This window comes from Streptomyces marokkonensis, from assembly GCF_008312835.1.
Taxonomy (GTDB): Bacteria; Actinomycetota; Actinomycetes; order Streptomycetales; family Streptomycetaceae; genus Streptomyces; species Streptomyces marokkonensis_A.
Genome location: NZ_VSKS01000009.1, coordinates 1 through 26,002, shown reverse-complemented (window position 1 = coordinate 26,002; position 26,002 = coordinate 1). Strand labels below are relative to the sequence as shown.

General features: G+C 72.0%; 18 protein-coding genes. 14 read left to right on the top strand and 4 right to left on the bottom strand.

Features of this window, described 5'->3' with window-relative positions:
- The first annotated feature begins 130 nt into the window (after nt 1-130).
- From infB to F1615_RS17095, 6 genes are all read left to right on the top strand, one after another.
- A complete protein-coding gene (gene infB / locus F1615_RS17120; RefSeq protein WP_149549863.1) occupies nt 131-3,205 on the top strand; it encodes a translation initiation factor IF-2 in 3,075 nt (1,024 codons plus the stop codon).
- Between the two features lie 195 nt (nt 3,206-3,400).
- Entirely contained in the window at nt 3,401-3,694 is a 294-nt protein-coding gene (locus F1615_RS17115; RefSeq protein WP_149549862.1) for a DUF503 domain-containing protein, read from the top strand.
- 47 nt (nt 3,695-3,741) lie between these two features.
- A complete protein-coding gene (rbfA, locus tag F1615_RS17110; protein WP_149549861.1) occupies nt 3,742-4,191 on the top strand; it encodes a 30S ribosome-binding factor RbfA in 450 nt (149 codons plus the stop codon).
- Nucleotides 4,188-5,093 carry a tRNA pseudouridine(55) synthase TruB gene (gene truB / locus F1615_RS17105; RefSeq protein ID WP_149549860.1) on the top strand — a complete coding sequence of 302 codons (906 nt, stop codon included), beginning with the start codon at nt 4,188-4,190 and terminating at the stop codon, nt 5,091-5,093. The genes rbfA and truB overlap by 4 nt, the downstream gene beginning before the upstream one ends.
- Nucleotides 5,094-5,389: 296 nt before the next feature.
- Entirely contained in the window at nt 5,390-9,187 is a 3,798-nt protein-coding gene (locus F1615_RS17100) for a trypsin-like peptidase domain-containing protein (RefSeq protein ID WP_149549859.1), read from the top strand.
- A gap of 141 nt (nt 9,188-9,328) precedes the next feature.
- Nucleotides 9,329-10,282: a bifunctional riboflavin kinase/FAD synthetase gene (locus F1615_RS17095; RefSeq protein WP_149549858.1), complete on the top strand. Its 954-nt coding sequence runs from the start codon at nt 9,329-9,331 to the stop codon at nt 10,280-10,282.
- A 63-nt stretch (nt 10,283-10,345) separates the two neighbouring features.
- Here the strand turns inward: F1615_RS17095 and F1615_RS17090 are convergent, their stop codons facing one another.
- Together F1615_RS17090 and F1615_RS17085 are read right to left on the bottom strand one after the other, a co-directional pair.
- Nucleotides 10,346-13,744: an SCO5717 family growth-regulating ATPase gene (locus F1615_RS17090; RefSeq protein ID WP_149549857.1), complete on the bottom strand. Its 3,399-nt coding sequence runs from the start codon at nt 13,742-13,744 to the stop codon at nt 10,346-10,348.
- 684 nt (nt 13,745-14,428) lie between these two features.
- Nucleotides 14,429-14,740, bottom strand: a complete 312-nt coding sequence (locus F1615_RS17085; RefSeq protein ID WP_149549856.1) for a DUF397 domain-containing protein — start codon at nt 14,738-14,740, stop codon at nt 14,429-14,431.
- A 464-nt stretch (nt 14,741-15,204) separates the two neighbouring features.
- Between F1615_RS17085 and rpsO the strand changes: the two genes are divergently transcribed.
- The 5 genes from rpsO (at nt 15,205) to F1615_RS17060 (ending at nt 20,687) form a co-directional block, all read left to right on the top strand.
- Complete coding sequence (rpsO, locus tag F1615_RS17080) at nt 15,205-15,492, top strand: 30S ribosomal protein S15 (RefSeq protein WP_004924725.1); 288 nt, start codon at nt 15,205-15,207, stop codon at nt 15,490-15,492.
- 362 nt (nt 15,493-15,854) lie between these two features.
- On the top strand, nt 15,855-18,074 hold the full coding sequence (locus tag F1615_RS17075; RefSeq protein ID WP_149549855.1) for a polyribonucleotide nucleotidyltransferase: 2,220 nt from the start codon (nt 15,855-15,857) through the stop codon (nt 18,072-18,074).
- A complete protein-coding gene (locus tag F1615_RS17070) occupies nt 18,071-19,450 on the top strand; it encodes a M16 family metallopeptidase (RefSeq protein ID WP_149549854.1) in 1,380 nt (459 codons plus the stop codon). The genes F1615_RS17075 and F1615_RS17070 overlap by 4 nt, the downstream gene beginning before the upstream one ends.
- Nucleotides 19,451-19,476: 26 nt before the next feature.
- Nucleotides 19,477-20,229 carry a 4-hydroxy-tetrahydrodipicolinate reductase gene (gene dapB / locus F1615_RS17065; protein ID WP_149549853.1) on the top strand — a complete coding sequence of 251 codons (753 nt, stop codon included), beginning with the start codon at nt 19,477-19,479 and terminating at the stop codon, nt 20,227-20,229.
- A 14-nt stretch (nt 20,230-20,243) separates the two neighbouring features.
- Complete coding sequence (locus F1615_RS17060; RefSeq protein WP_149549852.1) at nt 20,244-20,687, top strand: hypothetical protein; 444 nt, start codon at nt 20,244-20,246, stop codon at nt 20,685-20,687.
- A gap of 21 nt (nt 20,688-20,708) precedes the next feature.
- On the opposite strand, the gene F1615_RS17055 is transcribed toward F1615_RS17060, so the two are convergent.
- On the bottom strand, nt 20,709-21,263 hold the full coding sequence (locus F1615_RS17055; RefSeq protein ID WP_149549851.1) for a hypothetical protein: 555 nt from the start codon (nt 21,261-21,263) through the stop codon (nt 20,709-20,711).
- Between the two features lie 104 nt (nt 21,264-21,367).
- Nucleotides 21,368-21,607 carry a hypothetical protein gene (locus F1615_RS17050; protein ID WP_149549850.1) on the bottom strand — a complete coding sequence of 80 codons (240 nt, stop codon included), beginning with the start codon at nt 21,605-21,607 and terminating at the stop codon, nt 21,368-21,370.
- Nucleotides 21,608-21,780: 173 nt separating this feature from the next.
- Between F1615_RS17050 and thyX the strand changes: the two genes are divergently transcribed.
- The 3 genes from thyX (at nt 21,781) to F1615_RS17035 (ending at nt 25,485) form a co-directional block, all read left to right on the top strand.
- The gene (thyX, locus tag F1615_RS17045; protein ID WP_425385649.1) at nt 21,781-22,533 is read left to right on the top strand and encodes an FAD-dependent thymidylate synthase; all 753 of its coding nucleotides are present in this window, start codon (nt 21,781-21,783) and stop codon (nt 22,531-22,533) included.
- A gap of 211 nt (nt 22,534-22,744) precedes the next feature.
- Nucleotides 22,745-23,647, top strand: a complete 903-nt coding sequence (gene dapA / locus F1615_RS17040; RefSeq protein ID WP_149549848.1) for a 4-hydroxy-tetrahydrodipicolinate synthase — start codon at nt 22,745-22,747, stop codon at nt 23,645-23,647.
- Between the two features lie 152 nt (nt 23,648-23,799).
- Nucleotides 23,800-25,485: a ribonuclease J gene (locus F1615_RS17035; RefSeq protein WP_149549847.1), complete on the top strand. Its 1,686-nt coding sequence runs from the start codon at nt 23,800-23,802 to the stop codon at nt 25,483-25,485.
- Nucleotides 25,486-26,002: the final 517 nt, after the last annotated feature.

The window sequence follows — 26,002 nt, the reverse complement described above, 5'->3', positions numbered from 1 at the left end:
CCCCCGTGCGGCCTGGTACCTCGCGAGTCGAAAGCAGGTCGAGATTGCGATGAGCACTCGATGAGTACGCGATGAGTACGCCCATGAACTAGCGACGGTCCGGACGCAACCCGGACCTCAAAGGAGCGAAGTGGCTAAGGTCCGGGTCTACGAACTCGCCAAGGAGTTCGGTGTGGAGAGCAAGGTCGTCATGGCCAAGCTCCAGGAACTCGGTGAATTCGTCCGTTCGGCGTCTTCAACCATCGAAGCGCCCGTAGTACGCAAGCTGACAGACGCCTTCCAGCAGGGCGGTGGCAACGGCAAGTCCGCCGCCAAGCCCGGCGCGCCCAGGAAGGCGGCCCCCAGGCCCGCCGCGCCCTCTCCGGCGCAGACGGGGGGCCCCACCCGCGCCGCCAGGGCAGCGGGGGACCGTCCGGCTGCCCCGAAGCCGCCGGCGGCGCCCAAGCCCGCCGCGGCCCAGCAGCCCGCGGCCCCGTCGGCGCCCTCGCCGGCGGCTCCCGGTTCGCGTCCGACGCCGGGCCCGCGGCCCGCGCCGCGTCCGGCTCCGGCGGCCCCGGAGTTCCAGGCCCCGCCCGCGGCGGCGGCCCCGGCTCCGTCCGGGCCGAAGCCCGGCGGTGCGCGTCCCGGCGCCCCCAAGCCCGGCGGTCGTACCGCCGGTCCGGGTCAGGGACAGGGCGGCCAGGGTCGTCCGGCAGGGCAGGGTCAGCGCCCCGGTGGCGGCGCTCCGCGTCCGGGCGGTCGCCCGGCCGGTCCCCGTCCCGGTAACAATCCCTTCACCTCCGGTGGTTCCACCGGCATGGCCCGTCCGCAGGCCCCGCGCCCGCAGGGCCAGCGTCCCGGCGGTCCCGGTGCCCCCGGTGCAGGTCCGCGTCCCCAGGCCCCCGGCGGCCAGGGCGGCGGTCCGCGTCCGCAGGCTCCCGGCGGGCAGCGCCCGACCCCGGGCTCGATGCCGCGTCCGCAGGGCGGTCCCCGTCCCGGCGGCGGCCCCGGCGGTCCGCGTCCGAACCCCGGCATGATGCCGCAGCGTCCCGCTGCCGGCCCGCGTCCCGGCCCCGGTGGCCGTGGTCCGGGCGGTGCGGGCCGTCCCGGCGGTGGCGGTGGCGGTCGTCCCGGTGGCGGCGGCGGTTTCGCCGGCCGTCCGGGCGGCGGTGGCGGTGCCGGTCGTCCCGGTGGCGGCGGCGGTTTCGCCGGTCGTCCCGGCGGCGGTGGCGGCTTCGGCGGCGGCGGTGGCCGTCCCGGCTTCGGTGGCCGTCCCGGCGGTCCCGGTGGCCGCGGTGGCACGCAGGGCGCCTTCGGCCGTCCCGGCGGTCCCGCGCGTCGTGGCCGCAAGTCGAAGCGGCAGAGGCGCCAGGAGTACGAGGCCATGCAGGCCCCGTCGGTCGGCGGTGTGATGCTGCCTCGCGGCAACGGCGAGACCATTCGCCTGTCGCGCGGTGCCTCGCTCACCGACTTCGCGGAGAAGATCAACGCCAACCCGGCGTCGCTCGTCGCGGTCATGATGAACCTCGGCGAGATGGTCACCGCGACCCAGTCCGTCTCCGACGAGACGCTCCAGCTCCTCGCGGACGAGATGAACTACACCGTTCAGATCGTCAGCCCGGAGGAGGAGGACCGCGAGCTGCTCGAGTCCTTCGACCTGGAGTTCGGCGAGGACGAGGGCGACGAGGAGGACCTGGTGGTCCGTCCGCCGGTCGTCACCGTCATGGGTCACGTCGACCACGGAAAGACCCGCCTCCTCGACGCCATCCGCAAGACCAACGTCATCGCGGGCGAGGCCGGCGGCATCACCCAGCACATCGGTGCCTACCAGGTCACGACCGAGGTCAACGAAGAGGATCGCAAGATCACCTTCATCGACACCCCGGGTCACGAGGCGTTCACCGCCATGCGTGCCCGCGGTGCCAAGTCGACCGACATCGCGATCCTGGTCGTCGCGGCCAACGACGGCGTCATGCCGCAGACGGTCGAGGCGCTCAACCACGCCAAGGCGGCCGAGGTCCCGATCGTCGTCGCGGTCAACAAGATCGACGTCGAGGGTGCCGACCCGACCAAGGTGCGCGGTCAGCTGACCGAGTACGGCCTGGTGGCCGAGGAGTACGGCGGCGACACGATGTTCGTCGACATCTCCGCCAAGCAGGGTCTGCACATCGACAGCCTCCTCGAGGCCGTCATCCTCACCGCCGACGCCTCGCTCGACCTGCGGGCCAACCCCACGCAGGACGCGCAGGGCATCTCGATCGAGTCCCGGCTCGACCGCGGCCGCGGTGCCGTGGCGACCGTGCTCGTCCAGCGAGGCACGCTGCGGGTCGGCGACACGATGGTGGTGGGCGACGCGTACGGCCGTGTCCGTGCCATGCACGACGACAACGGCAACAACGTGCTCGAGGCCGGCCCGGCCACGCCGGTCCAGGTCCTGGGCCTGACCAACGTCCCGGGTGCGGGCGACAACTTCATCGTCGTGGACGAGGACCGTACGGCCCGTCAGATCGCCGAGAAGCGCGCCGCCCGTGAGCGCAACGCCGCGTTCGCCAAGCGCACGCGCCGCGTGTCGCTGGAGGACCTGGACAAGGTGCTCAAGGCCGGCGAGGTCCAGCAGCTGAACCTGATCATCAAGGGTGACGCTTCCGGTTCGGTCGAGGCCCTCGAGTCCTCGCTGCTCCAGCTGGACGTCGGCGAAGAGGTCGACATCCGCGTCCTGCACCGCGGCGTCGGTGCGGTCACGGAGTCCGACATCGACCTGGCGATGGGCTCGGACGCCATCGTGATCGGCTTCAACGTGCGCGCCGCCGGGCGGGCACAGCAGATGGCCGAGCGCGAGGGCGTGGACGTCCGCTACTACTCGGTCATCTACCAGGCGATCGAGGAGATCGAGGCGGCCCTCAAGGGCATGCTCAAGCCGGAGTACGAAGAGGTCGAGCTCGGCACGGCGGAGATCCGCGAGGTCTTCCGCTCGTCCAAGCTGGGCAACATCGCGGGTGTTCTCATCCGCTCCGGCGAGGTCAGGCGCAACACCAAGGCGCGCCTGCTGCGCGATGGCAAGGTCATCGCGGAGAACCTCAACATCGAGGGTCTGCGTCGCTTCAAGGACGACGTCACCGAGATCCGCGAAGGCTTCGAGGGCGGTATCAACCTCGGAAACTTCAACGACATCAAGGTCGACGACGTCATCGCGACGTACGAGATGCGCGAGAAGCCGCGGGTGTAACACCCCACGGTGCGTACCGGCCGGCGGGACCGTGGTCCCGCCGGCCGGCTCGTGTGTGCGGGGCCGGCGGCGCGGTCCGGTGAGCGTAATATCCGTCGATCGCCGCGCCCCCTTCGTTGTACGGTTCTGGTGTCCCTGCCCGAGTCGGATGGCGGGGCCATCGATCCCGTACCGGCGGGTGAACCGGTTTCACACATGTATGTGGGGACGCTGTCCTTCGACCTCCTCCTCGGCGACGTACGGTCGCTGAAGGAGAAGCGCTCCGTCGTCCGCCCGATCGTCGCCGATCTGCAGCGCAAGTACGCGGTGAGCGCGGCCGAGGTGGATCACATGGATCTCCATCGCAGGGCGGTCATCGGCCTTGCCATGGTGTCCGGCGACGCGGGGCACCTGAGTGACGTACTGGACCGGTGCGAGCGGCTGGTCGCCGGGCGCCCCGAGGTGGAGCTGCTGTCCGTCAGGCGGCGCTTCCACGGTGAAGACGACTGACGACCACAGCCACAGAACGCAGACAGGAAAGAACGGGAGACGGACCAGTGGCCGACAACGCGCGGGCGAAAAGGCTGGCGGACCTCATCCGAGAGGTGGTGGCCCAGAAGCTGCAGCGCGGGATCAAGGACCCGCGGCTCGGCTCGCACGTCACCATCACGGACACCCGGGTCACGGGTGACCTCAGGGAGGCGACCGTCTTCTACACCGTGTACGGGGACGACGAGGAGCGGAAGGCCGCCGCGGCGGGCCTGGAGAGCGCCAAGGGCATCCTGCGCTCCGAGGTGGGCCGGGCGGCCGGGGTCAAGTTCACGCCGACCCTGGCCTTCGTCATGGACGCGCTGCCGGACACCGCGCGCACCATCGAGGACCTCCTCGACAAGGCGCGCGAGTCCGACGCGAAGGTGCGCGAGGCGTCCGCGGGCGCCACGTACGCCGGCGGGGCGGACCCGTACCGCAAGCCGGAGGACGACGAGACGGACGACACCGCCGAATGACCCAGAAGCACACCACGCCCGACGGCCTTGTCATCGTCGACAAGCCGTCGGGCTTCACTTCGCACGACGTGGTCGCCAAGATGCGCGGCATCGCGCGCACCCGACGCGTCGGCCACGCCGGCACCCTCGACCCGATGGCGACGGGCGTCCTCGTCCTCGGCGTCGAGAAGGCGACCAAGCTCCTCGGCCACCTGGCGCTGACCGAGAAGGAGTACCTCGGCACCGTCCGGCTCGGACAGAACACGCTCACCGACGACGCCGAGGGGGAGATCATCTCCTCCACCGACGCCTCCGGGGTCACCCGCGAGGCCGTCGACGCCGGTGTCGCCAAGCTGACCGGCGACATCATGCAGGTGCCGTCCAAGGTCAGCGCCATCAAGATCAACGGGGTGCGCTCCTACAAGCGCGCGCGGGAGGGCGAGGAGTTCGACATCCCGGCCCGGCCGGTCACCGTCTCGTCCTTCTCCCTGTACGACGTACGGGAGGCGGTCGCCGAGGACGGCACCCCCGTGCTCGACCTCGTGGTGTCGGTCGTCTGCTCCTCCGGCACCTACATCCGCGCCCTCGCCCGTGACCTGGGCGCCGGCCTGGGCGTGGGCGGCCACCTCACCGCGCTGCGCCGCACCCGCGTCGGCCCGTACAAGCTGGACTCCGCGAGGACGCTGGACCAGCTCCAGCAGGAGCTGACGGTGATGCCGATCGCCGAGGCGGCCGCCGCCGCGTTCCCCCGCTGGGACGTCGACGAACGCCGGGCCAGGCTGCTGACCAACGGCGTGCGGCTGGACATGCCCGAGGAGTACGCGGGCTCCGGAGCCGTGGCCGTGTTCAACCCCGAGGGCCGGTTCCTGGCGCTCGTCGAGGCGCACCGGGGCAAGGCCAAGAGCCTGGCCGTCTTCGGCTGACGGGGCGACCGCTCGCCCGGGCGGCGGATCGGAGGAACGACGGAGGGACCGGACCGCGGGTCCGCCCGCGGAGCGGCGTCACGGGGATGGACATGCCGCCGCTCCACGGTCCCCCTCGGTTCCCCCACCCCTAGGGTGTATCCATCCACCCCTGCCTGTTCACCCGTAGGTGCGGGCGCTCGGAGTGAACCGGGGGAGCGGAAGGGGGCGCGTTCGCCGACCGATCTGTCCCGCTGATCATTCCGGCCCTACTGTCGCGAGTAGAGGGGCACGGAGGTACGGCGGGAGGCTCGAGGATGCCGTCACACAACGGATCCCGCCGCGAGCGGGACCGGACCGCCTGCGACGGCCTCGTCCGGCTCCACGATCTCGCCGGCCGCCCGCGCGGTACCGGGTTCGTGGCCGATCACCACGGCACGGTGATCACCAGTCACGAGGCCGTCGACGGCCTGCCCCGGCTGGTGCTGTACGCGGCCGGGGGCCGCCACTGCGTGGTGACCGCCGACGCCGTGACCCCGCTGCCCGAGCTCGGTCTGGCCCTGGTGCGCGGCGAGGGGCTCGCCGTGGCGCCCCTGCCGGTCTCCGCACGGCAGGGCGTCGAGATCGGCGCCTATGTGCGGATCGCCGCCGGGGGATGGCGCGAGGCCCGGGTACTGGGGACGACCGCCGTGACCTACACCGCCACCGACCGCCCGTACGCCCTCGACAACGCCCTGGAGCTGGCGGTCGGCACCGCGGGCCGGGACGCGCTGCGCCTCGGTGGGGGAGCGGCCGGCGGCCCCGTGCTCGACGCCCGTACCGGCACGGTGCTCGGCGTCCTCGGCACCGCGCTCCGGTCGGCCGCCGGCGACGTCGGCTTCGCCGTGCCGCTCCCCTCGACGGCCCCCGCCCTCGCCGGACTGCTCGCCGAGAACGCGGCGACGGTCCCGGCGTACGGCGCCGACCTCAATCTCGCGGCGCTGGTGGAACTCACGGCGACTTCGGCGGGGCTCACCGCTGTCTCGGTGGGGCAGGTGGGCGCCCCGCTCGGGCTCACGGGCCCGTGGACGGGAGTCACGGCCGCCGTGGCCGGGCACGCGGCCACGGCGGCGGGGCCCGCGGGCCTTCCGGCCGGGCATGCCGCGGCCTCGCGAAGGCTCACGGCGGCCACGGCGGGGCGTACGGCAGCCTGGGCGGAACCCACCGATGCCTCGGCGGTGCCGGCGGGCACTTCGGCGGGGCCCGCCGAGGCCTCCTCAGGCCTCACAGCAACCCCTGTGGCACGCGCGGCCACTTCGGCGCCGCCCACCGCCGCCCCGGCGGACCACGCGGGTCCCTCGGGGTGGTTCACCGCCGCCCCGGCGGAACTCACAGCCGCTGTCCGGCAGTTCCCGCCCCACGCGGCAGGGCGAAGCGGGCCGCCGGGGACCGTGGACCCCGTGGAACGGTCCGCCGTGGTCGCGGAGTTCGCCGCGTTCGAGCGGGACGGGGCCGCCGTGCTGGGCCTCGTCGGGCCGCCCGGCAGTGGCCGCACCACCGAGCTCGTGGAGCTCGCCGCCCGCCGTCACCGGGCCGGGCGGCCCACGCTGTGGCTGCGCGGCGCCGATCTGCGCGAGGACGACCGTTCGGTCGCCGACGCCGCCCGCCGCGCTCTGGACCGGGCCGCCGCAGCCGTCGCCGCGTCCCGCGTCCCGTTCCCGGCCGCCCCGGACGCCCTCGGCGAGGTGGGCCCCGACCGCCTGGCCGTTCTCGCCGTCACCACCGGCCACCACCCCCTCCTGGTGCTCCTCGACGACCCCGAGCAGATGCCGCCCGGCCTGTTCCACCGCCGCGCCGAGTGGACGGCCGGAACCACGCGATGGCTGGCGGCGACGGGAGCACGGCTGGTGGTGGCGTGCCGGGCGGAGTACTGGGAGGAGGCCGGGTTCCCGACGGAGGTGCTGCACGCCGGCGGACCCCGCCCCGAAGGGCTCCCGCCGTGCGTGGTCCTCGACGGCCTCACCCCCGAGGAGGCCCGGGAAGCGCGTGCCCGCCACGGCATCCCCGAGGGAGCGGTGACCGACGCCGACGCCCGCCACCCCCTCACCCTGCGACTGCTCTCCGAGGTCCGCGCCGCCCTCGCCGACGCGGCCCCCGACGTCCCGGTCGACCGCGACGACGTGCTCGCGGCCCACCTGGACCTGATGTGCCTGCGCATCGCCACCCGCCTCGCCACCGGGAACGGACTCCGCGGCACCGCCGTGCGCCGGCTGGCGGCCAGGGTGGCCGGACGGGTGCACGAGGCCGCCCGCCGCGGTCTCGGTACCGGGCACGGCGCGCTGGACCCGGACGCGTTCGAGGCCGTGTTCCCGGCGGGGCCCGCCCCGGACCGGTTCGGCGGGGTCACCGGCTGGGCCGCGGCCGTACTCGCCGAGGGCCTCCTCGTCCCGGCCGGGACCGGCTACCGGTTCGCCCACGACGAGCTCGCCGACTGGCTGCACGGAGCCCACCTCGACCTGGACGGTGCCCTGCGCGCCCTGGTCCACGACCGACGCGTCCCCCAGGGACCCGACGCGGTGCCCCACCACCGCGTCGGCCCCGTCGTCCAGGCCCTGCTGCTCCTCGCCCGCCGGCACGGCACCGGCCGTCTCGCCTCACGCCTCGCGGACCTCACTCACGCCCTCGACGCCGAAACCGGCTCGTGGTGGGCCGCCCGCCTGCTCACCGGGGCCCTCGCGCGCGTACCCGACGCGACCCCGTACACGGACGTGCTGCGCCTGCTGGCCGACCGCGTCGTGGCGTGGCGGGAACAGCGGCGGGCCGTGCCGCCCGAACTGGGCCCCGCGTTCTGGACAGCGCTCCGGCTGCCGCTGGAGGCGCGGTGCGCCCTGCTGCGCCGGCTGGTGCACGCCGACGGCCCCCCGTGCGAGAGCGGCCCCCGCTTCCTCGACGCCGCCGCCCGTCTGCTCGCCGCCGACCCCGTCGCCGTACTGCCGTACCTGGTCCGCTGGTTCGAGGACGAGCGGCCGCTGCCCGCCACCCCGCACGCCACCGTCGCGACGGCCGCGCAGGCCCTGCTGCACACCCATCGGCACCAGGCCCTGGACACGCTGGCGGACGCCCTCGCGGACAGCGGGCACCGACGGGCCGCCCAACTGCTCACCGTGCTGACGGAGGAGGAGCCCGCCGCGATGTGCCGGGCCGTCGACCGGTGGGCGAAGGACGACCGCCCCGCTCGCCGTGCCGCGGCGGTCGCCCACGGCCTGCGGGTCGCGCCGCACGCGCGCGAGGGCACCGACCGCACCCTGCTGAGGTACGCGGCCCTCGCCGTGCTCGTCCGCAGCGCCGACCGCGAGCTGCACGGCGGCGCGCTCGCCCTCCTCGTCCGCGACCCCGACAGCAGGGACCGGCACCTCCCGCGGGCCCTGGCGCACTTCGCGGACGGTGACCCCCACCTCCCGCCGAGCGTGCTGACCGACGCCTTCGCGACCCACCCGGAGCCGGTGCTCGACGCCTTCCGTACGAGGCTGGAGCGGGCGGCGGACCCGGCCGACACCCTCCGCGCCCTCGCCGACGCCGCCACACCCGCCCTGGCCCGGCGGGTCGCCGCGGTCGTACGGGAGACCGTGGAACGCCGGCCCGAGCTGACCGGGCACGTGGCCGCGTACGCCGACCGCCGCCTGGACGAGGGCGGCCCCGCCGGCCGTGCCGTACTCCGGGCCCTGCTCACCGGCCTGCTGGACGACGGCCCGCAGCCGCTCCGGGTGGTCCTCGCCGGTGTCCTCGCCGCCCCGGGAACACCCGCCTCCCGCCCGCTGCGCCGCGAACTGCTGGACGCCCTGTTCGCCCGCGAGTGCGACCCGGCCGTTCTGGAGGCGGTGCTGCGGGCCGCCGCCCGCAACCCCGGCCCCGAGCCGCGGGTCCTCATCCACCGCACCGGTCTGCTCCTCGGCCGCACCCCGGCGGGTGCCGCCCGCTTCGACCGCTGCCTGACCGACCTGTGCCGGCACGTCCCGGGCTTCGCCACCGCCGTGGCCGGCTGGCTGGCCGGCGCCCCGCGCGAATGGGCCGGGCTCGTGGGGGCCGACGCCCGCCGGACGATCGAGAGCCTGGCGGGCCCGGGCGTCCCCGTCTGAGCCCGGCCGGCACGTGCACCCGGTCACACAGCCACCATGCCGATGCCGGCCACCTTGATGCGGCATGGCACCCTTAGAGCTGCGCAGAGAAGTCCACGGACTCGGGTTCGTTCGACAAGGTTTCGACAAGGAGCAGGCACAGTGCAGCGCTGGCGTGGCTTGGAGGACATCCCCCAGGACTGGGGGCGCAGCGTCGTCACCATCGGCTCCTACGACGGAGTCCACCGCGGGCACCAGCTGATCATCCGGCATGCCGTGGACCGCGCCCGCGAACTGGGCGTCCCGGCGGTCGTCGTCACCTTCGATCCGCACCCCAGCGAGGTCGTCCGCCCCGGCAGCCACCCCCCGCTGCTCGCCCCGCACCACCGGCGCGCCGAACTCATGGCCGACCTCGGGGTGGACGCGGTCCTGATCCTGCCCTTCACCACCGAGTTCTCGAAGCTGTCCGCGGCCGACTTCGTGGTGAAGGTCCTGGTCGACAAGCTGCACGCCAAGGCGGTCGTCGAGGGCCCCAACTTCCGCTTCGGCCACAAGGCCGCCGGCACCGTGGCGTTCCTCGCCGAGCAGGGCGAGGTCTACGACTTCGACGTCGAGATCGTCGATCTGTACGTGACCGGTGAGGCGGGCGGCGGCGAGCCGTTCTCCTCGACGCTCACCCGCCGCCTCGTCGTCGAGGGCGAGGTCGAGGGCGCCGCCGAGATCCTGGGCCGTCCGCACCGGGTGGAGGGCGTCGTCGTGCGCGGTGCCCAGCGCGGCCGCGACCTGGGCTTCCCCACGGCCAACGTGGAGACGCTCCCGCACACCGCGATCCCCGCCGACGGCGTCTACGCCGGCTGGCTGCACGCCCAGGGCGAGGCCATGCCGGCCGCGATCTCCGTCGGCACCAACCCGCAGTTCGACGGCACCGAGCGCACGGTCGAGGCGTACGCCATCGACCGCGTCGGCCTCGACCTGTACGGCCTCCACGTCGCGGTCGACTTCCTGGCCTTCGTACGCGGCCAGGCCAAGTTCGACACGCTCGAGGCGCTGCTGGAGCAGATGGCCGTGGACGTCAAGCGCTGCAAGGAACTCGTGGCCGCGGCGGAGAAGGCGTAGCCGGACCGCACACGGAGAGCGGCCCCTCGCGAGGGGCCGCTCTCGTGTTCTGCGGGTCAGGCCCTACTGCTGGCCGGGCTGGGGAGGCCAGGGCCGGCCCGGTGCCTGGGGGTACGGCTGTCCCGGCTGCGCGGGGGGCTGCCCCGGATGGGCGTAGTGCTGCCCGGGCTGCGGCTGCTGAGGATGCTGCGGCTGCTGGGGATACGGATACGGCGCCGGCTGACCCGGCACGGGCTGACCGGGGACCGGCGGCTGACCGGGAACCGGCTGGCCCGGCAGCGGAGGGGCGGCGACCGGCGGCGGGTTGCCGTCGGACGTCCACAGACCGTGCGACTGCTGGTGCCGGACGAAGTCCTCGGCGACCAGCGCCGCGAGGTTGAAGTACGCCTCCCGCACCTTCGGCCGCATCATGTCGAGGTCGACCTCCGCCCCGGCGGCCAGATGCTCGTCGAACGGTACGACGAGCACGCCCCGGCACCGGGTCTGGAAGTGGGCCACGATGTCGTCGACCTTGATCATCTTGCCGGTCTCACGCACCCCCGAGATGACGGTGAGGGACCGCGAGACGAGGTCCGCGTACCCGTGCGCGGACAGCCAGTCCAGCGTCGTACTGGCGCTGCTCGCACCGTCCACGGACGGCGTGGAGATGATGATGAGCTGGTCGGCGAGGTCCAGGACCCCGCGCATCGCGCTGTAGAGCAGCCCCGTACCCGAGTCGGTGAGGATGATCGGGTACTGCTTGCCGAGCACGTCGATCGCGCGCCGGTAGTCCTCGTCGTTGAACGTCGTGGACACGGCCGGGTCGACGTCGTTGGCGATGATCTCCAGACCGGAGGACGCCTGCGAGGTGAACCGCCGGATGTCCATGTACGAGTTGAGGTACGGGATCGCCTGGACGAGGTCACGGATGGTGGCCCCGGTCTCGCGCCGCACACGGCGGCCGAGCGTACCGGCGTCCGGGTTGGCGTCGATCGCGAGGATCTTGTCCTGCCGCTCGGTGGCGAGGGTGGAGCCGAGCGCGGTGGTGGTGGTCGTCTTGCCGACGCCGCCCTTGAGGCTGATGACGGCGATGCGGTAACAGGACAGCACCGGCGTACGGATGAGCTCCAGCTTCCGCTGCCGCTCGGCCTCCTCCTTCTTCCCGCCCAGCTTGAAACGCGATCCGCCGGACGCGGGGCGGCTGCTCTTCGCCTTCTGCTTCTTGTTGTTGAGGAGCCGGTCCGACGACAGCTCCACGGCCGCGGTGTAACCGAGCGGGGCGGCACCGGGGTTGGTGGGCTGGCGCTGGTCGTGCTGGATGGGCTGCGGCCAGGCGGCCCCGGCCCGGGGATCGACGGGCTGCTGCGGCACCTGCCCGGCGTGCGGGGGCTGGGCCTGCTGCGGCACCCCGGGGTGCTGCGGCTGCACGGAACCGTGACCGCCGGGCTGTGCCTCGGGCTGCTGCGCGGGCGGCTGCTGCGCCGGGGGAGCCGGGGCGGTCCCGGCGGGCGGGAAGCCGTATCCGGCGGGCGGGGTCTCGGCGGGTGGCTGGGCCGCGGGGGCGGGCTGCTGGGGGAGGCCGTATCCGGCCTGCGGGCTGGGCGCGGGCTGCTGTGCGGGCGGCTGCTGAGCCGGGCCGGTCTGCTGGAAGCCGTAGCCCGCCTGCGGCGGGGCGGCGGGGCTTGGGGCGCCCTGCTGCGGGAAGCCGTAACCGGCCTGGGGAGCGGACGGTGGAGCGGTGTTCGGCGTGCCCTGCTGGGGGAGGCCGTATCCGGCCTGCGGACCGGGCGCGGGCGCAGCCTCCTGATGCTGCTGTGCGGGCGGCTGCTGAGCCGGGCCGGTCTGCGGGAAGCCGTAGCCCGCCTGCGGCGGGGCTGCGGGCGCCGGGGCGCCCTGCTGCGGGAAGCCGTACCCGGCCTGCGGGTCGGGCGTGGGAGCGGGGTGCTGCTGTGCCGCCGGGCCGGGCTGCGGGAACCCGTACCCCGGCTGAGGGGCGGGCTGCTGCGCGGGCTGGGCAGGAGGTGCGGGCGGAGGGTTCCAGGCGGCCGGCGCGGGCTGCGGGGCCTGCGGCTGGAACGGCGGCTGCTGAGCAGGCACGGCAGGCTGGTCCTGCGCCGCCGCCGGCTGCGGCTGGGCAGCGGGCGCCTGCGGCGGCTGTACGGGCCACTCGCTCGCGGGCGCGGGGGCGGCAGGATACGCCGACGGGGCCGGGGGCACCTGCGGCGCCGGGGGAGTCCAGGCGGGCGGGGCGTCCGCCGGGGCCGGGACGGCGTCCTGGGGCGCGTCGTCCTTGTCGTCGGGGTCGGGGTCGGGGTCGGGGTCGGCGTCGGCGGGAGGCTCGTCCGCGGGCACCGCGTCGTTCACGGGCCTGGCGTCCTCGGGCTCGGCGGCCGCCGGTGCGTCCTCGTCGGGCGTCGCGTCCGCGGGCTCGGCCTCCGTTTCCGTCGGCGCGGCGGCCTCTTCCCTGTCGGCCGGTGAGGACACGGCCTCCCCGGTGTCCGCGTCCGCAGCCGGGGTGTCATCCCCGGCGGTGACGTCCTCGGAGCGGGAAACTCCGCCGAGTTCACCTTCGCCGGACTCACCGGAAGCGTCCTCGTCGTCGGCTGTGTCCGGTGATTCCACCGCACCCTCGGAGGCATCGGCGGCGTTCCCGCCGGCCTCGACGTCGGGGGACCCCGCCGGTGCCTCCACATCGTCGTCGGCCGTGACTTCGGCGTCAGCGGCAGCCTCGGCCGCAGCCACGGCGTCAGCGGCGACCTCGGCCGCAACCGTGACGTCGGCCGCGGCCGCGCCCTTGCCCTCGGCCTCCGCCTCGCGCTCCGCGATCTCCCGCTTCAACGCGGCGGCGGAGAAGCGAATCGTGGCCCCGCTCTCCAGATCACCGCTGTCGGTCTGTTCGTCCGTCCGGTCCGGCGGCGCCGGCTTCTCCGACCGGGCCTCCGGCGCGGACCACTGCGACTGGAACCCTCCGACCGGAATGTTCGGCACGGCCGCCGGCGACGCCGCACCGGTGTCCGATCGCTCCTCCTCCGCTGCCGCTTCCGGGCGCTGCGGCTCGAATCCGCTCCCCACCGGAAGCCGGGGCACGGCCACCGGCGGCCCGGAAGGCGGCGGAGGCGGCGTGAACGGCCCGGGCGCCGGAACGGAGGACGCCCCCACCGCGTGCGGCGGCGGAGTCAGCCCGGGCAGCGGCGGAACGGGTCCGCCGAGGGGAGGAGCCGAAGCAGGCGGCGGAGAAGGGGCGGGTGAGGGGCCGGAAGCGGGCAGAGCCGAAGAACCGTCCGAAAGCGGGGAGTCGGAGGAACCGGAGGAGGAGGACGACGCCCCCGGGTCCGAACTCCCCGAAGCGTTCTGCGTGTACCAGGCCGGCGGCGCGTAGTCGATGGTGAACTCGCCCGTCGTCTCGATGGCGGACTCCGCGTCGGGCTGGTCATCGCCGGGTGTCGCCCAGCCCCCGCGCGTCCCGTCCCGATCGCTGCTCACAGTTCCTCCTGGTTGGTCGTGCACCCTCATGCCACGCTGGGGCGACCGGTTCGTCGTCCGAAGTGCTTCGCAGTGGTCCGAAGCCGCTCGAGGTCGTGCGAGATCCTCCGGCTTCACCGGTTTCCCCCGCTCTCCCCCGGGACGCCGCCGCCCGGGTCACGGGTTCCGACGTCACGCCCACTCCCAGCCTAATCACCACACGCCCCACATCGGCAGGGCCGTCCGACCACCACCCTCACTCCTTCGAGGCGGGCAACGGAACACAACTGACGGCCAGTCGGCCGACATCCGCAGGCAAACCGGGCAAGAGTGGCGCCCATGTGGGCATGAAGTGAACACCGGGTGAGGGGATGGCGCCCTGGTCGGTGAGGGGGCCCATGGCACGGCCCGGTTCGGCGGCCTCGTCGTGAGAGGCCCGCCGGATGCCTGCCGGAGGAGCCCCGGAGCGACACGGCCTGGGCGACGGCCGTGCCCCCTGCGTCAGCGGCGACCGCCAGGGCCTCGATCCGCTCGTGCGGCGGTGCGTGGCCGGCGAGGGCCAGGGACGGCCGGGAAGGGAATCGGGGGGAGCGGGCCAGGTGGCACCGCGGTCCGCTCGCCGTCACAGCCGGTACGGCCGTGGCGCCGCGCGACCTTCGCCGCCGAGGGAGGCGAGGAGTGCGACGCCCCCGGCCCGCACCGGCGTCACTCGGAGGGTGCGGCGGCCCCCGGTGACGGCTCCAGATCGAACTCCCCGTCGCGGGCCCCGAGGACGAACGCCCGCCACTCCGCCTCCGTGTACCGCAGCACGGTCCCCGGATCCAGCGACGACCGCATGGCCACCGCTCCGGCGGGCAGATAGGCGATCTCCACCCGCTCCTCGTGCTCCTCCGTACCCGGAGCGGAGTGCCACTCGACGCCGGAGATGTCCAGTGCGTACAGTTCGTCCCGCTCGCGCTCCTTGCGCGCCTTGATTTCCTCGGGCGTCTCGCGCTCCCGGTCCGGCAGATCAGCCATGGCGGAACGGTGTCCTTTCGTGACGTGCGAACGATCCACGGTCACAGTACTGGGCACCCCCCACGGGGAGTGTCCGGCCGGTGACCGGATCATGCGGATGTGCGGCGGACAGTACCCGCCCTGAACTGGCCTGTGTCCGCTTTGCAGTTGGCACACCCGCAGCACGTGAACGAAGTGGCCGCGCGTGCACGGAGTGTGGTAACGCGCCAGGGCTCCGGACTCCGAGGTGCTCCTGTCCGGGCCATGACCGGCCGGGGCGGGCGGTGCCCGGCGGGCAGGGGCCGGGCGGAGGCCGGCCGATGCCCTGGTACCCTGAGTGACGGCCGTTTGTGTACGCACCCCCGGAGCGGGTTCTCGCTCTGGAGGCCGCGCCCAGCGGATCCCCGCCTTCCGAGTCATGGAAGACCCCCCGAGACGCAGACCGGGGGCACTCGGTGGCCACTCACAGACTATGAGGAGTACGCGTGTCGCTCGACGCCGCAGTGAAGAAGCAGATCATCTCCGAGTTCGGTACCAAGGAGGGTGACACCGGCTCCCCCGAGGTCCAGGTCGCTCTGCTGTCCCGTCGGATCTCCGACCTGACGGAGCACCTCAAGACCCACAAGCACGACCACCACTCCCGCCGTGGTCTGCTGATCCTGGTCGGTCAGCGCCGCCGGCTGCTGCAGTACCTCGCCAAGAAGGACATCCAGCGCTTCCGTGCGCTGGTCGACCGCCTCGGCATCCGCCGCGGTGCGGCGGGCGCCAAGTAGGACGCCGTGAAGGGAGCGGTTCCCTGGGACAAGGGGGCCGCTCCCTTTGCTGTACGTGCGGACTGTCACCGCGCCTTTGTAGTGTGGTAGCACAACGCAAGAGAGACGACTCAGTGTGATGACCCGGGCCGCATCGGGTATGCGGCCCCACGGGGCACCACCACCGACATCATCGGACGTCACCACGCACGAGGAGAAGCGCACCTCGCCGCCGCCGGTCCTCGGTAGTGGCCCCCGGGAGAGTGAACCCCGGGTGCTTCGATCGAAGACCGGCCCGCACCAGTGGAGCGCTTCTCCGCCACCGTCCCCCCGCCACACGGGCGAGCAGGGACGAAAGACGACAAGTAACGGAGAAAACGCTAGTGGAGAACGAGACCCACTACGCCGAGGCCGTCATCGACAACGGCTCCTTCGGCACCCGCACCATCCGCTTCGAGACGGGCCGCCTGGCCAAGCAGGCCGCCGGCTCCGCCGTGGCGTACCTGGACGACGACACCATGGTGCTGTCGGCCACCACCGCCTCCAAGAACCCCAAGGACCAGCTCGACTTCTTCCCTCTGACGGTGGACGTCGAGGAGCGGATGTACGCCGCGGGCAAGATCCCCGGTTCCTTCTTCCGCCGTGAGGGCCGGCCCTCCGAGGACGCCATCCTCACCTGCCGCCTCATCGACCGCCCGCTGCGCCCGTCCTTCAAGAAGGGCCTGCGCAACGAGATCCAGGTCGTCGCCACGATCATGGCGCTCAACCCCGACCACCTGTACGACGTCGTGGCGATCAACGCCGCCTCCGCGTCCACGCAGCTGGCCGGTCTGCCCTTCTCGGGCCCGATCGGCGGCGTCCGCGTCGCGCTGATCAACAACCAGTGGGTGGCCTTCCCGACGCACTCCGAGCTCGAGGACGCCGTCTTCGACATGGTCGTCGCGGGCCGCACCCTGGAGGACGGCGACGTCGCGATCATGATGGTCGAGGCCGAGGCCACCGAGAAGACCATCCAGCTGGTCAAGGGCGGCGCCGAGGCGCCCACCGAAGAGGTCGTCGCCGCCGGTCTCGAGGCCGCGAAGCCCTTCATCAAGGTGCTCTGCAAGGCCCAGGCCGACCTCGCCTCGAAGGCCGCCAAGCCGACCGGTGAGTTCCCGATCTTCCTGGACTACCAGGACGACGTCCTGGAGGCGCTGACCGCGGCCGTCCGGCCCGAGCTCGCCCAGGCGCTCACCATCGGCGGCAAGCAGGAGCGCGAGGCCGAGCTGGACCGCGTCAAGCAGCTCGCCGCCGAGAAGCTCCTGCCGGAGTTCGAGGGCCGCGAGAAGGAGATCTCCGCCGCGTACCGCTCGCTGACCAAGTCCCTGGTCCGTGAGCGCGTCATCAAGGAGAAGAAGCGCATCGACGGCCGCGGGGTCACCGACATCCGCACCCTGGCCGCCGAGGTCGAGGCCATCCCGCGCGTGCACGGCTCCGCCGTGTTCGAGCGTGGCGAGACCCAGATCCTGGGCGTCACCACCCTCAACATGCTCCGCATGGAGCAGCAGCTGGACACCCTCTCGCCGGTGACCCGCAAGCGCTACATGCACAACTACAACTTCCCGCCGTACTCCACCGGCGAGACCGGCCGCGTCGGCTCCCCGAAGCGCCGCGAGATCGGTCACGGCGCCCTCGCCGAGCGCGCCCTGATCCCGGTCCTGCCGACCCGCGAGGAGTTCCCCTACGCGATCCGCCAGGTCTCCGAGGCGCTCAGCTCGAACGGCTCGACCTCCATGGGCTCGGTCTGCGCCTCCACCATGTCGCTGCTGAACGCCGGTGTGCCGCTGAAGGCCCCCGTCGCCGGTATCGCCATGGGCCTGATCTCGCAGGAGATCGAGGGCGAGACGCACTACGTCACCCTCACCGACATCCTCGGTGCGGAGGACGCCTTCGGCGACATGGACTTCAAGGTCGCCGGCACCAAGGAGTTCGTGACCGCCCTCCAGCTCGACACCAAGCTGGACGGCATCCCGGCCTCCGTCCTGGCCGCCGCCCTCAAGCAGGCCCGTGACGCCCGCCTCCACATCCTCGACGTGATGATGGAAGCGATCGACACGCCGGACGAGATGTCCCCGAACGCCCCGCGGATCATCACCGTGAAGATCCCCGTGGACAAGATCGGCGAGGTCATCGGCCCCAAGGGCAAGATGATCAACCAGATCCAGGAGGACACCGGCGCCGACATCACGATCGAGGACGACGGCACGATCTACATCGGCGCGGTCGACGGACCGTCCGCCGAGGCCGCCCGCACCACGATCAACGGCATCGCCAACCCGACGATGCCCGAGGTCGGCGAGCGCTACCTGGGTACGGTCGTGAAGACGACCACCTTCGGCGCGTTCGTCTCCCTGCTCCCCGGCAAGGACGGTCTGCTGCACATCTCGCAGATCCGCAAGCTCGCCGGCGGCAAGCGCGTGGAGAACGTCGAGGACGTCCTCGGCGTGGGCCAGAAGGTCCAGGTCGAGATCGCCGAGATCGACTCCCGCGGCAAGCTCTCCCTCATCCCCGTGATCGAGGGCGAAGAGGGCGACGAGACGAAGAAGGACGACGCCGACAAGTGACGTCCCGTAGCGCCAAGGCGACGGCCCGCACCTCCTCGGAGGCGCGGGCCGTCGCCCGTACCCAAACCCTGATCAAGGGCGAGAACGGCATCGGTACGGTCCGCAGGACCACCCTCCCCGGCGGCCTGCGCATCGTCACCGAGACGCTGCCCTCGGTCCGCTCGGCGACCTTCGGCATCTGGGCCCACGTCGGCTCCCGCGACGAGACCCCGGCCCTGAACGGCGCCACCCACTACCTGGAGCACCTGCTCTTCAAGGGCACCTCCCGCCGGTCCGCCCTGGACATCTCCTCCGCCCTCGACGCCGTCGGCGGCGAGATGAACGCGTTCACGGCCAAGGAGTACACGTGCTACTACGCGCGCGTGCTCGACACCGACCTGCCGCTCGCCATCGACGTGGTGTGCGACATGCTCACCGGCTCGGTGATCCGCCAGGAGGACGTCGACGTCGAGCGCGGCGCCATCCTCGAAGAGATCGCCATGACCGAGGACGACCCGGGCGACTGCGTGCACGACCTCTTCGCGCACACCATGTTCGGCGACAACCCCCTCGGCCGCCCGGTCCTCGGCACGGTCGACACGGTCAACGCCCTCACCGCGGACCGCATCCGCCGCTTCTACAAGAAGCACTACGACCCGACCCACCTCGTGGTCGCCTGCGCCGGCAACGTCGACCACAACAAGGTCGTACGCCAGGTCCGCGCCGCCTTCGAGAGGGCCGGCGCGCTCCAGAACCACGACGTCGAGCCGATCGCCCCGCGTGGCGGCCGGCGCGCCCTGCGCACCGCCGGCCGCGTCGAGCTCGTCGGCCGCAAGACCGAGCAGGCGCACATCGTCCTCGGCATGCCGGGCCTGGCCCGCACCGACGAGCGCCGCTGGGCCCTCGGCGTGCTCAACACCGCCCTCGGCGGCGGCATGTCCTCGCGCCTGTTCCAGGAGGTCCGCGAGAAGCGCGGCCTGGCCTACAGCGTGTACTCGTACACTTCCGGCTTCGCCGACTGCGGCCTGTTCGGCGTGTACGCGGGCTGCAGGCCCTCGCAGGTGCACGACGTGCTGAAGATCTGCCGCGACGAACTCGACCAGGTCGCCGAGCACGGACTGCCCGACGACGAGATCGAGCGCGCCATCGGCCAGCTCCGGGGCTCCACGGTCCTCGGCCTGGAGGACACCGGCGCGCTGATGAACCGTATCGGCAAGAGCGAACTGTGCTGGGGCGAGCAGATGTCCGTCGACGACATGCTGGCCCGGATAGCCTCGGTCACCCCGGACGACGTCCGCTCGGTCGCCCGCGACATCCTGGGACGGCGGCCCTCCCTGTCGGTCATCGGCCCGCTCAAGGACAAGCAGGCGTCCCGACTGCACGACGCCGTCGCCTGACGATCACCCGTAAGGAAGCAACGAACATGAGCAAGCTGCGCGTGGCGGTCCTCGGAGCCAAGGGCCGGATCGGATCCGAGGCGGTACGGGCGGTCGAGGCCGCCGACGACATGGAGCTGGTGGCCGCCCTCGGCCGGGACGACAAGCTGGAGACCCTGGCCGAGCAGGGCGCCCAGGTCGCCGTCGAGCTGACCACCCCCGCCTCGGTCATGGGCAACCTCGACTTCTGCGTACGCCACGGCATCCACGCCGTCGTCGGCACCACCGGCTGGACCGACGACCGCCTCGCGCAGCTCAGGGGCTGGCTCGACCGGTCCCCGGAGACGGGCGTGCTCATCGCGCCGAACTTCTCCATCGGCGCCGTCCTCACCATGAAGTTCGCGCAGATCGCCGCCCCGTACTTCGAGTCCGTCGAGGTCGTCGAGCTGCACCACCCGAACAAGGTGGACGCTCCCAGCGGCACCGCCACGCGCACCGCCCAGCTCATCGCCGAGGCCCGCCGTCAGGCCGGCAGCGCGCCCGCGCCGGACGCCACCACCACCGCCCTCGACGGCGCCCGCGGCGCCGACGTCGACGGGATCCCGGTGCACGCGATCCGGCTGCGCGGACTCCTCGCCCACCAGGAGGTCCTGCTCGGCGGCGAGGGCGAGACCCTCACCGTCCGCCACGACTCCCTGCACCACAGCAGCTTCATGCCGGGCATCCTGCTCGGCGTCCGCCGCGTGGTGACCACTCCCGGCCTGACCTTCGGCCTGGAACACTTCCTCGACCTGAACTGAGCCCGAGCCGACCCATGCGCGCGAAGATCTCCTACGCCATCACGGCCGCCGTCCTGGTCGTCTACTTCGTCCTCGTCGGCAGCCGCGGCGTGCTGCTCATCCAGGCCGGTACGCCCCTCACCGTCACCTTCGGCGCCGCGGTGCTGATCCTGCCGGTCATCGGCGTGTGGTTTCTGTGGAAGAACACCGAGTTCGTCCGCGACGCCAACCGGCTCGCCGCCGAACTCGACGCGGAGGGCGGCCTGCCCGTCGACGAGCTGAAGCGCCTGCCCAGCGGCCGGGTCGACCGGGACTCGGCCGACGAGGTCTTCGCCCGGCGCAAGGCCGAGACGGAGGACGCCCCCGACGACTGGCGCAGCTGGTTCCGGCTCGCCGTCGCCTACCACGACGCCCGCGACACCCCACGCGCCCGCAAGGCCATGCAGCGGGCGATCACGCTGCACAAGACCTCCTCCTGAGCGCGCGGGGGAGTGGGCCGGTCAGCCGCCGCGGTACTCGGCGGCCCAGGCCTCCACGGTGTCGGCCGCCCGGTCGAAGGCCAGCTGGTCACGCCCCAGGAAGTCCGCGTTGTGCGAGGTCAGCAGCGGCGGCACCTCCCCCGAGCGCCCGCGCCGGGCGAGGACCAGCGCCTGCCCCTGCACCGTCCGCGGCAGCCCCAGCCAGCGCACCGGCTGCTGCACCGTGCGCACTGAGACGACCTGCTGCCAGGCCGTCGTACGCGTACGGACGAAGGCCACGTGGCGCAGGCCACGGGCGCTCACCCACACGCCCATGCGCAGCATGCGCAGCGCGCAGGCGACGACGGCCAGGGCGATGCCGAAGACCGTCCCGGCGGACGCCGGCGTCCCCGTCGCCGCGATGATCACCCCGGCGAACAGCACGAACGAGGCGAGCAGCAGCAGGAGCGCCGAGGCCCCCACCCGCCAGGGCCCGGGACGGTACGGGCGCCGCCAGCGGTCCCGGTCGTCGTACGGCAGGGCGACTTCGTCCGCCGTGTCGAACGCGCGGTCGGCCGTCAGGAAGGGCAGGGGCACGGCTGGTCCTCACTCGATCCATGCGTGGGCAGTGCCCGGTGAGGCTATCGATCTGTGTCTCCGGTCACCACCCTCGGGGGCCGGATGGCGCCGGCCGTGGCGGCTCAGCGCCCGTCGGAGGCCTGCGACCGCTGGGTGTCCGCGCCGGAGGGACCGGTGGAGAGCGAGGGCATCCCTATGACCAGGGAACCCACCAGGCCGGCGACCAGGGTGAGTCCCAGCAGCCAGCGCCCGGCCATCTGGCCGACGGAGGCCCGCTCACGGGGTGGTGGGGTGACATTGCTGCGGAACCTGTCGGCCTCGGCGACGAAGGCGAACGGTACGGGTTCGCGTCGACCGGACATCTGGGGCGCGTCTCCCTTCGGGATCGAACGAATCACTGTCACCAACACAGACGAACGGATGCCCCATATGGTGCCCACATCGGCACATCTCGTCCCGGCAGGGCACTTCCCTCACCGTCGCGGGTGCCCCGTAGAGTGGGCGCCGCACAGCAGCCGCGATGGGAAGGACCCCCTTGACCTCCGCCGACGATCCCAAGCCGTCAACGAGCACCGACGTCACCTTGCGGAGTGACGTCACGGTCGAGCTGGTGAAGTCCAGCGCCTCGGACTCCGACGTCCTGTTCGCCGCCCGTGTCTCGACGCTGGGGGAGCAGTCCATCGAGGAGCTGCAGAAGGACCCGGAGCGCTCCAAGGGCCTCATCAACTACCTGATGCGGGATCGGCACGGCAGCCCTTTCGAGCACAACTCGATGACCTTCCTGGTCAGCGCGCCGATCTTCGTGTTCCGCGAGTTCATGCGCCACCGGGTCGGCTGGTCGTACAACGAGGAGTCCGGGCGCTACCGCGAGCTGCAGCCCGTCTTCTACGTCCCCGACGCCTCCCGCAAGCTCGTGCAGGAGGGCCGCCCGGGCAAGTACGTCTTCGTCGAAGGCACCCCGGCACAGCACTCGACCGTCCAGAACGTGCTGGGTGACTCGTACCACCAGGCGTACGAGGCCTACCAGAAGCTGCTGGCCGAGGGCGTCGCCCGCGAGGTCGCCCGCGCGGCGCTTCCCGTCGGCCTGTACTCCTCCATGTACGCCACCTGCAACGCCCGCTCGCTGATGCACTTCCTCGGGCTGCGCACCCAGCACGAACTGGCCAAGGTCCCGTCCTTCCCGCAGCGGGAGATCGAGATGGTCGGCGAGAAGATGGAGGCCGAGTGGGCCCGGCTCATGCCGCTCACCTACGCCGCGTTCAACGCCAACGGACGCGTGGCCCCGTAACGGGCTTCGTTCCCACAGACGAGCACGCATGTACGGATCAGCCGCACGAAGTGTCCGTATTGCGGCATTTCATGAAGTTCATCTAGCCTGATCAAACGGGCCCGGCACTGCCTGAACCCCCGAGCAGGCAGTGCCGGGCTCCCCCTTTGCCCCACCTTGTCGCCTCCCCCGAGGGAAGACCCCGACCTGAGCAACGAGTAGCGTGTAACCCATGGCTCCGACCTCCACTCCGCAGACCCCCTTCGGGCGGGTCCTCACCGCCATGGTCACGCCCTTCACGGCGGACGGCGCACTCGACCTCGACGGCGCACAGCGGCTCGCCACCCACCTGGTGGACGCAGGCAACGACGGCCTGATCATCAACGGGACCACCGGCGAGTCCCCCACCACCAGCGACGCGGAGAAATCGGATCTCGTACGGGCCGTCGTGGAGGCCGTCGGTGACCGGGCCCACGTCGTGGCCGGGGTCGGCACCAACGACACCCACCACAGCATCGAACTGACGCGCGCCGCGGAGCGCGCCGGCGCACACGGCCTGCTGGTCGTCACCCCGTACTACAACAAGCCCCCGCAGGAGGGCCTCTACCGGCACTTCACGGCCGTCGCCGACGCCGCCGAGCTGCCGGTCATGCTCTACGACATCCCCGGCCGCAGCGGCGTCCCGATCAGTACGGAGACGATCGTCCGCCTCGCCGAGCACCCGCGCATCGTCGCCAACAAGGACGCCAAGGGCGACCTCGGCCGGGCAGGCTGGGCCATCGCCCGCTCCGGCCTCGCCTGGTACTCCGGCGACGACATGCTCAACCTGCCCCTGCTCTCCATCGGAGCGGTCGGCTTCGTCTCGGTCGTCGGCCACCTCGTCACCCCCGAGCTGCGCGCCCTGGTCGAGGCGTACACCTCCGGAGACGTCCAGAAGGCCACCGAGATCCACCAGAAGCTGCTCCCCGTCTACACGGGCATGTTCCGCACCCAGGGCGTGATGACCACCAAGGCGGCGCTCGCCCTCAAGGGCCTCCCCGCAGGACCCCTGCGCGCCCCCATGGCCGAGTGCACGCCCGAAGAGATCGAGCAGCTCAAGATCGATCTTGCCGCCGGCGGGGTACAACTCCGGTAATCAGACTTGGCGCGCCCGCTCGCGCAGACGTACTTCACAACTGAATACGCGGGCCACCGGTGCCCGCACCCCATACGACAACTGCTTCTGCACGAACGTCATGCGCGCCACGTGCCCCACCGGTACGTGGCGTGTGTGGTGAGGAGAGTCTTTTGAGTCATCCGCATCCTGAACTCGGCGCGCCCCCGCCGCTCCCGGAGGGTGGCCTGCGTGTCACCCCGCTCGGCGGCCTCGGCGAGATCGGCCGCAACATGACGGTCTTCGAGTACGGAGGCCGACTGCTGATCGTCGACTGCGGAGTGCTCTTCCCCGAGGAGGAGCAGCCCGGAATCGACCTGATCCTGCCGGACTTCTCGTCCATCAGGGACCGCCTCGACGACATCGAGGGCATCGTCCTCACCCACGGCCACGAGGACCACATCGGCGGCGTCCCCTTCCTCCTCCGCGAGAAGCCGGACATCCCGCTCATCGGCTCCAAGCTGACCCTCGCCCTCATCGAGGCGAAGCTCCAGGAGCACCGCATCCGTCCGTACACCCTCCAGGTGGCGGAAGGACAGCGCGAGCGCATCGGCCCCTTCGACTGCGAGTTCGTAGCGGTCAACCACTCCATCCCCGACGCCCTCGCCGTGGCCATCCGGACCCCCGCCGGCATGGTGGTCCACACCGGCGACTTCAAGATGGACCAGCTTCCGCTGGACAACCGCCTCACGGATCTGCACGCGTTCGCCAGGCTCAGCGAGGAAGGCATCGACCTCCTGCTCGCCGACTCCACGAACGCCGAGGTACCGGGCTTCGTCCCGCCCGAGCGTGACATCTCGGGCGTCTTGCGCCAGGTCTTCGCCGGTGCCCGCAAGCGGATCATCGTGGCCAGCTTCGCCAGCCACGTCCACCGCATCCAGCAGATCCTGGACGCGGCGCACGAGTACGGCCGCCGGGTCGCCTTCGTCGGCCGGTCCATGGTCCGCAACATGGGCATCGCCCGCGACCTGGGATATCTCAAGGTCCCGCCGGGTCTGGTCGTGGACGTCAGGACCCTGGACGACCTGCCGGACAGCGAAGTCGTCCTGGTCTGCACGGGCTCCCAGGGCGAACCGATGGCCGCCCTGTCCCGCATGGCCAACCGCGACCACCAGATCCGCATCGTCGACGGCGACACGGTGATCCTGGCGTCGTCGCTCATCCCCGGCAACGAGAATGCGGTCTACCGCGTGATCAACGGCCTGACCCGCTGGGGCGCCGACGTCATCCACAAGGGCAACGCCAAGGTGCACGTCTCCGGTCACGCGTCCGCGGGCGAGCTGCTGTACTTCTACAACATCTGCCGCCCGAAGAACCTGATGCCGGTGCACGGCGAATGGCGTCACCTGCGCGCCAACGCCGAACTGGGCGCCCTGACCGGCGTCCCGCACGACCGCATCGTCATCGCGGAGGACGGCGTCGCCGTCGACCTCGTCGAAGGCAAGGCCAAGATCTCCGGCAAGGTCCAGGCAGGCTACGTCTACGTCGACGGCCTCTCCGTCGGTGACGTCGGCGAGCCGGCCCTCAAGGACCGCAAGATCCTCGGTGACGAGGGCATCATCTCGGTCTTCGTCGTCATGGACTCGTCCACCGGCAAGATCACGGGCGGTCCCCATGTCCAGGCCCGCGGCTCCGGCATCGAGGACTCCGCCTTCGGTGACGTGATCCCGAAGATCAAGGAGGTCCTGGAGCGTTCGGCCCAGGACGGGGTCGTCGAACCCCACCAGATGCAGCAGCTCATCCGACGCACGCTGGGCAAGTGGGTCTCCGACACCTACCGGCGCCGGCCGATGATCCTGCCCGTGGTGGTCGAGGTCTGACGGTCCGTCGGACGCCGCGTACGAGCGAACCAGGAGCGGGGCGCCTCGATTTGCATCGAGGCGCCCCGCTCCAGTACGTTTACAGCTCCCCCCGATCGGGCACCCGGCCACTTCATGTGACGGAAGCGTGTCCGGAAGGGGCGGGAAAACCGACTCAGAATCTCTGATAAAGTCGGGTCCGCCGGAAAGGGAAACGCGAAAGCGTGAACCTGGAAAGCACCGAGGAAATCGGATCGAAAAGATCTGATAGAGTCGGAAACATCGAAGGGAAGCGCCCGGAGGAAAGCCCGAGAGGGTGAGTACGAAGGAAGCGTCCGTTCCTTGAGAACTCAACAGCGTGCCAAAAGTCAACGCCAGATATGTTGATACCCCGTCCATCCGGGCAATCGGATGGACGTGGTTCCTTTGAAAAACACAGCGAGGACGCTGTGAACCATCGGATTATTCCTCCGGTGGTTCCGCTCTCGTGGTGCATCACCGGATTACCGGTATACATTCACGGAGAGTTTGATCCTGG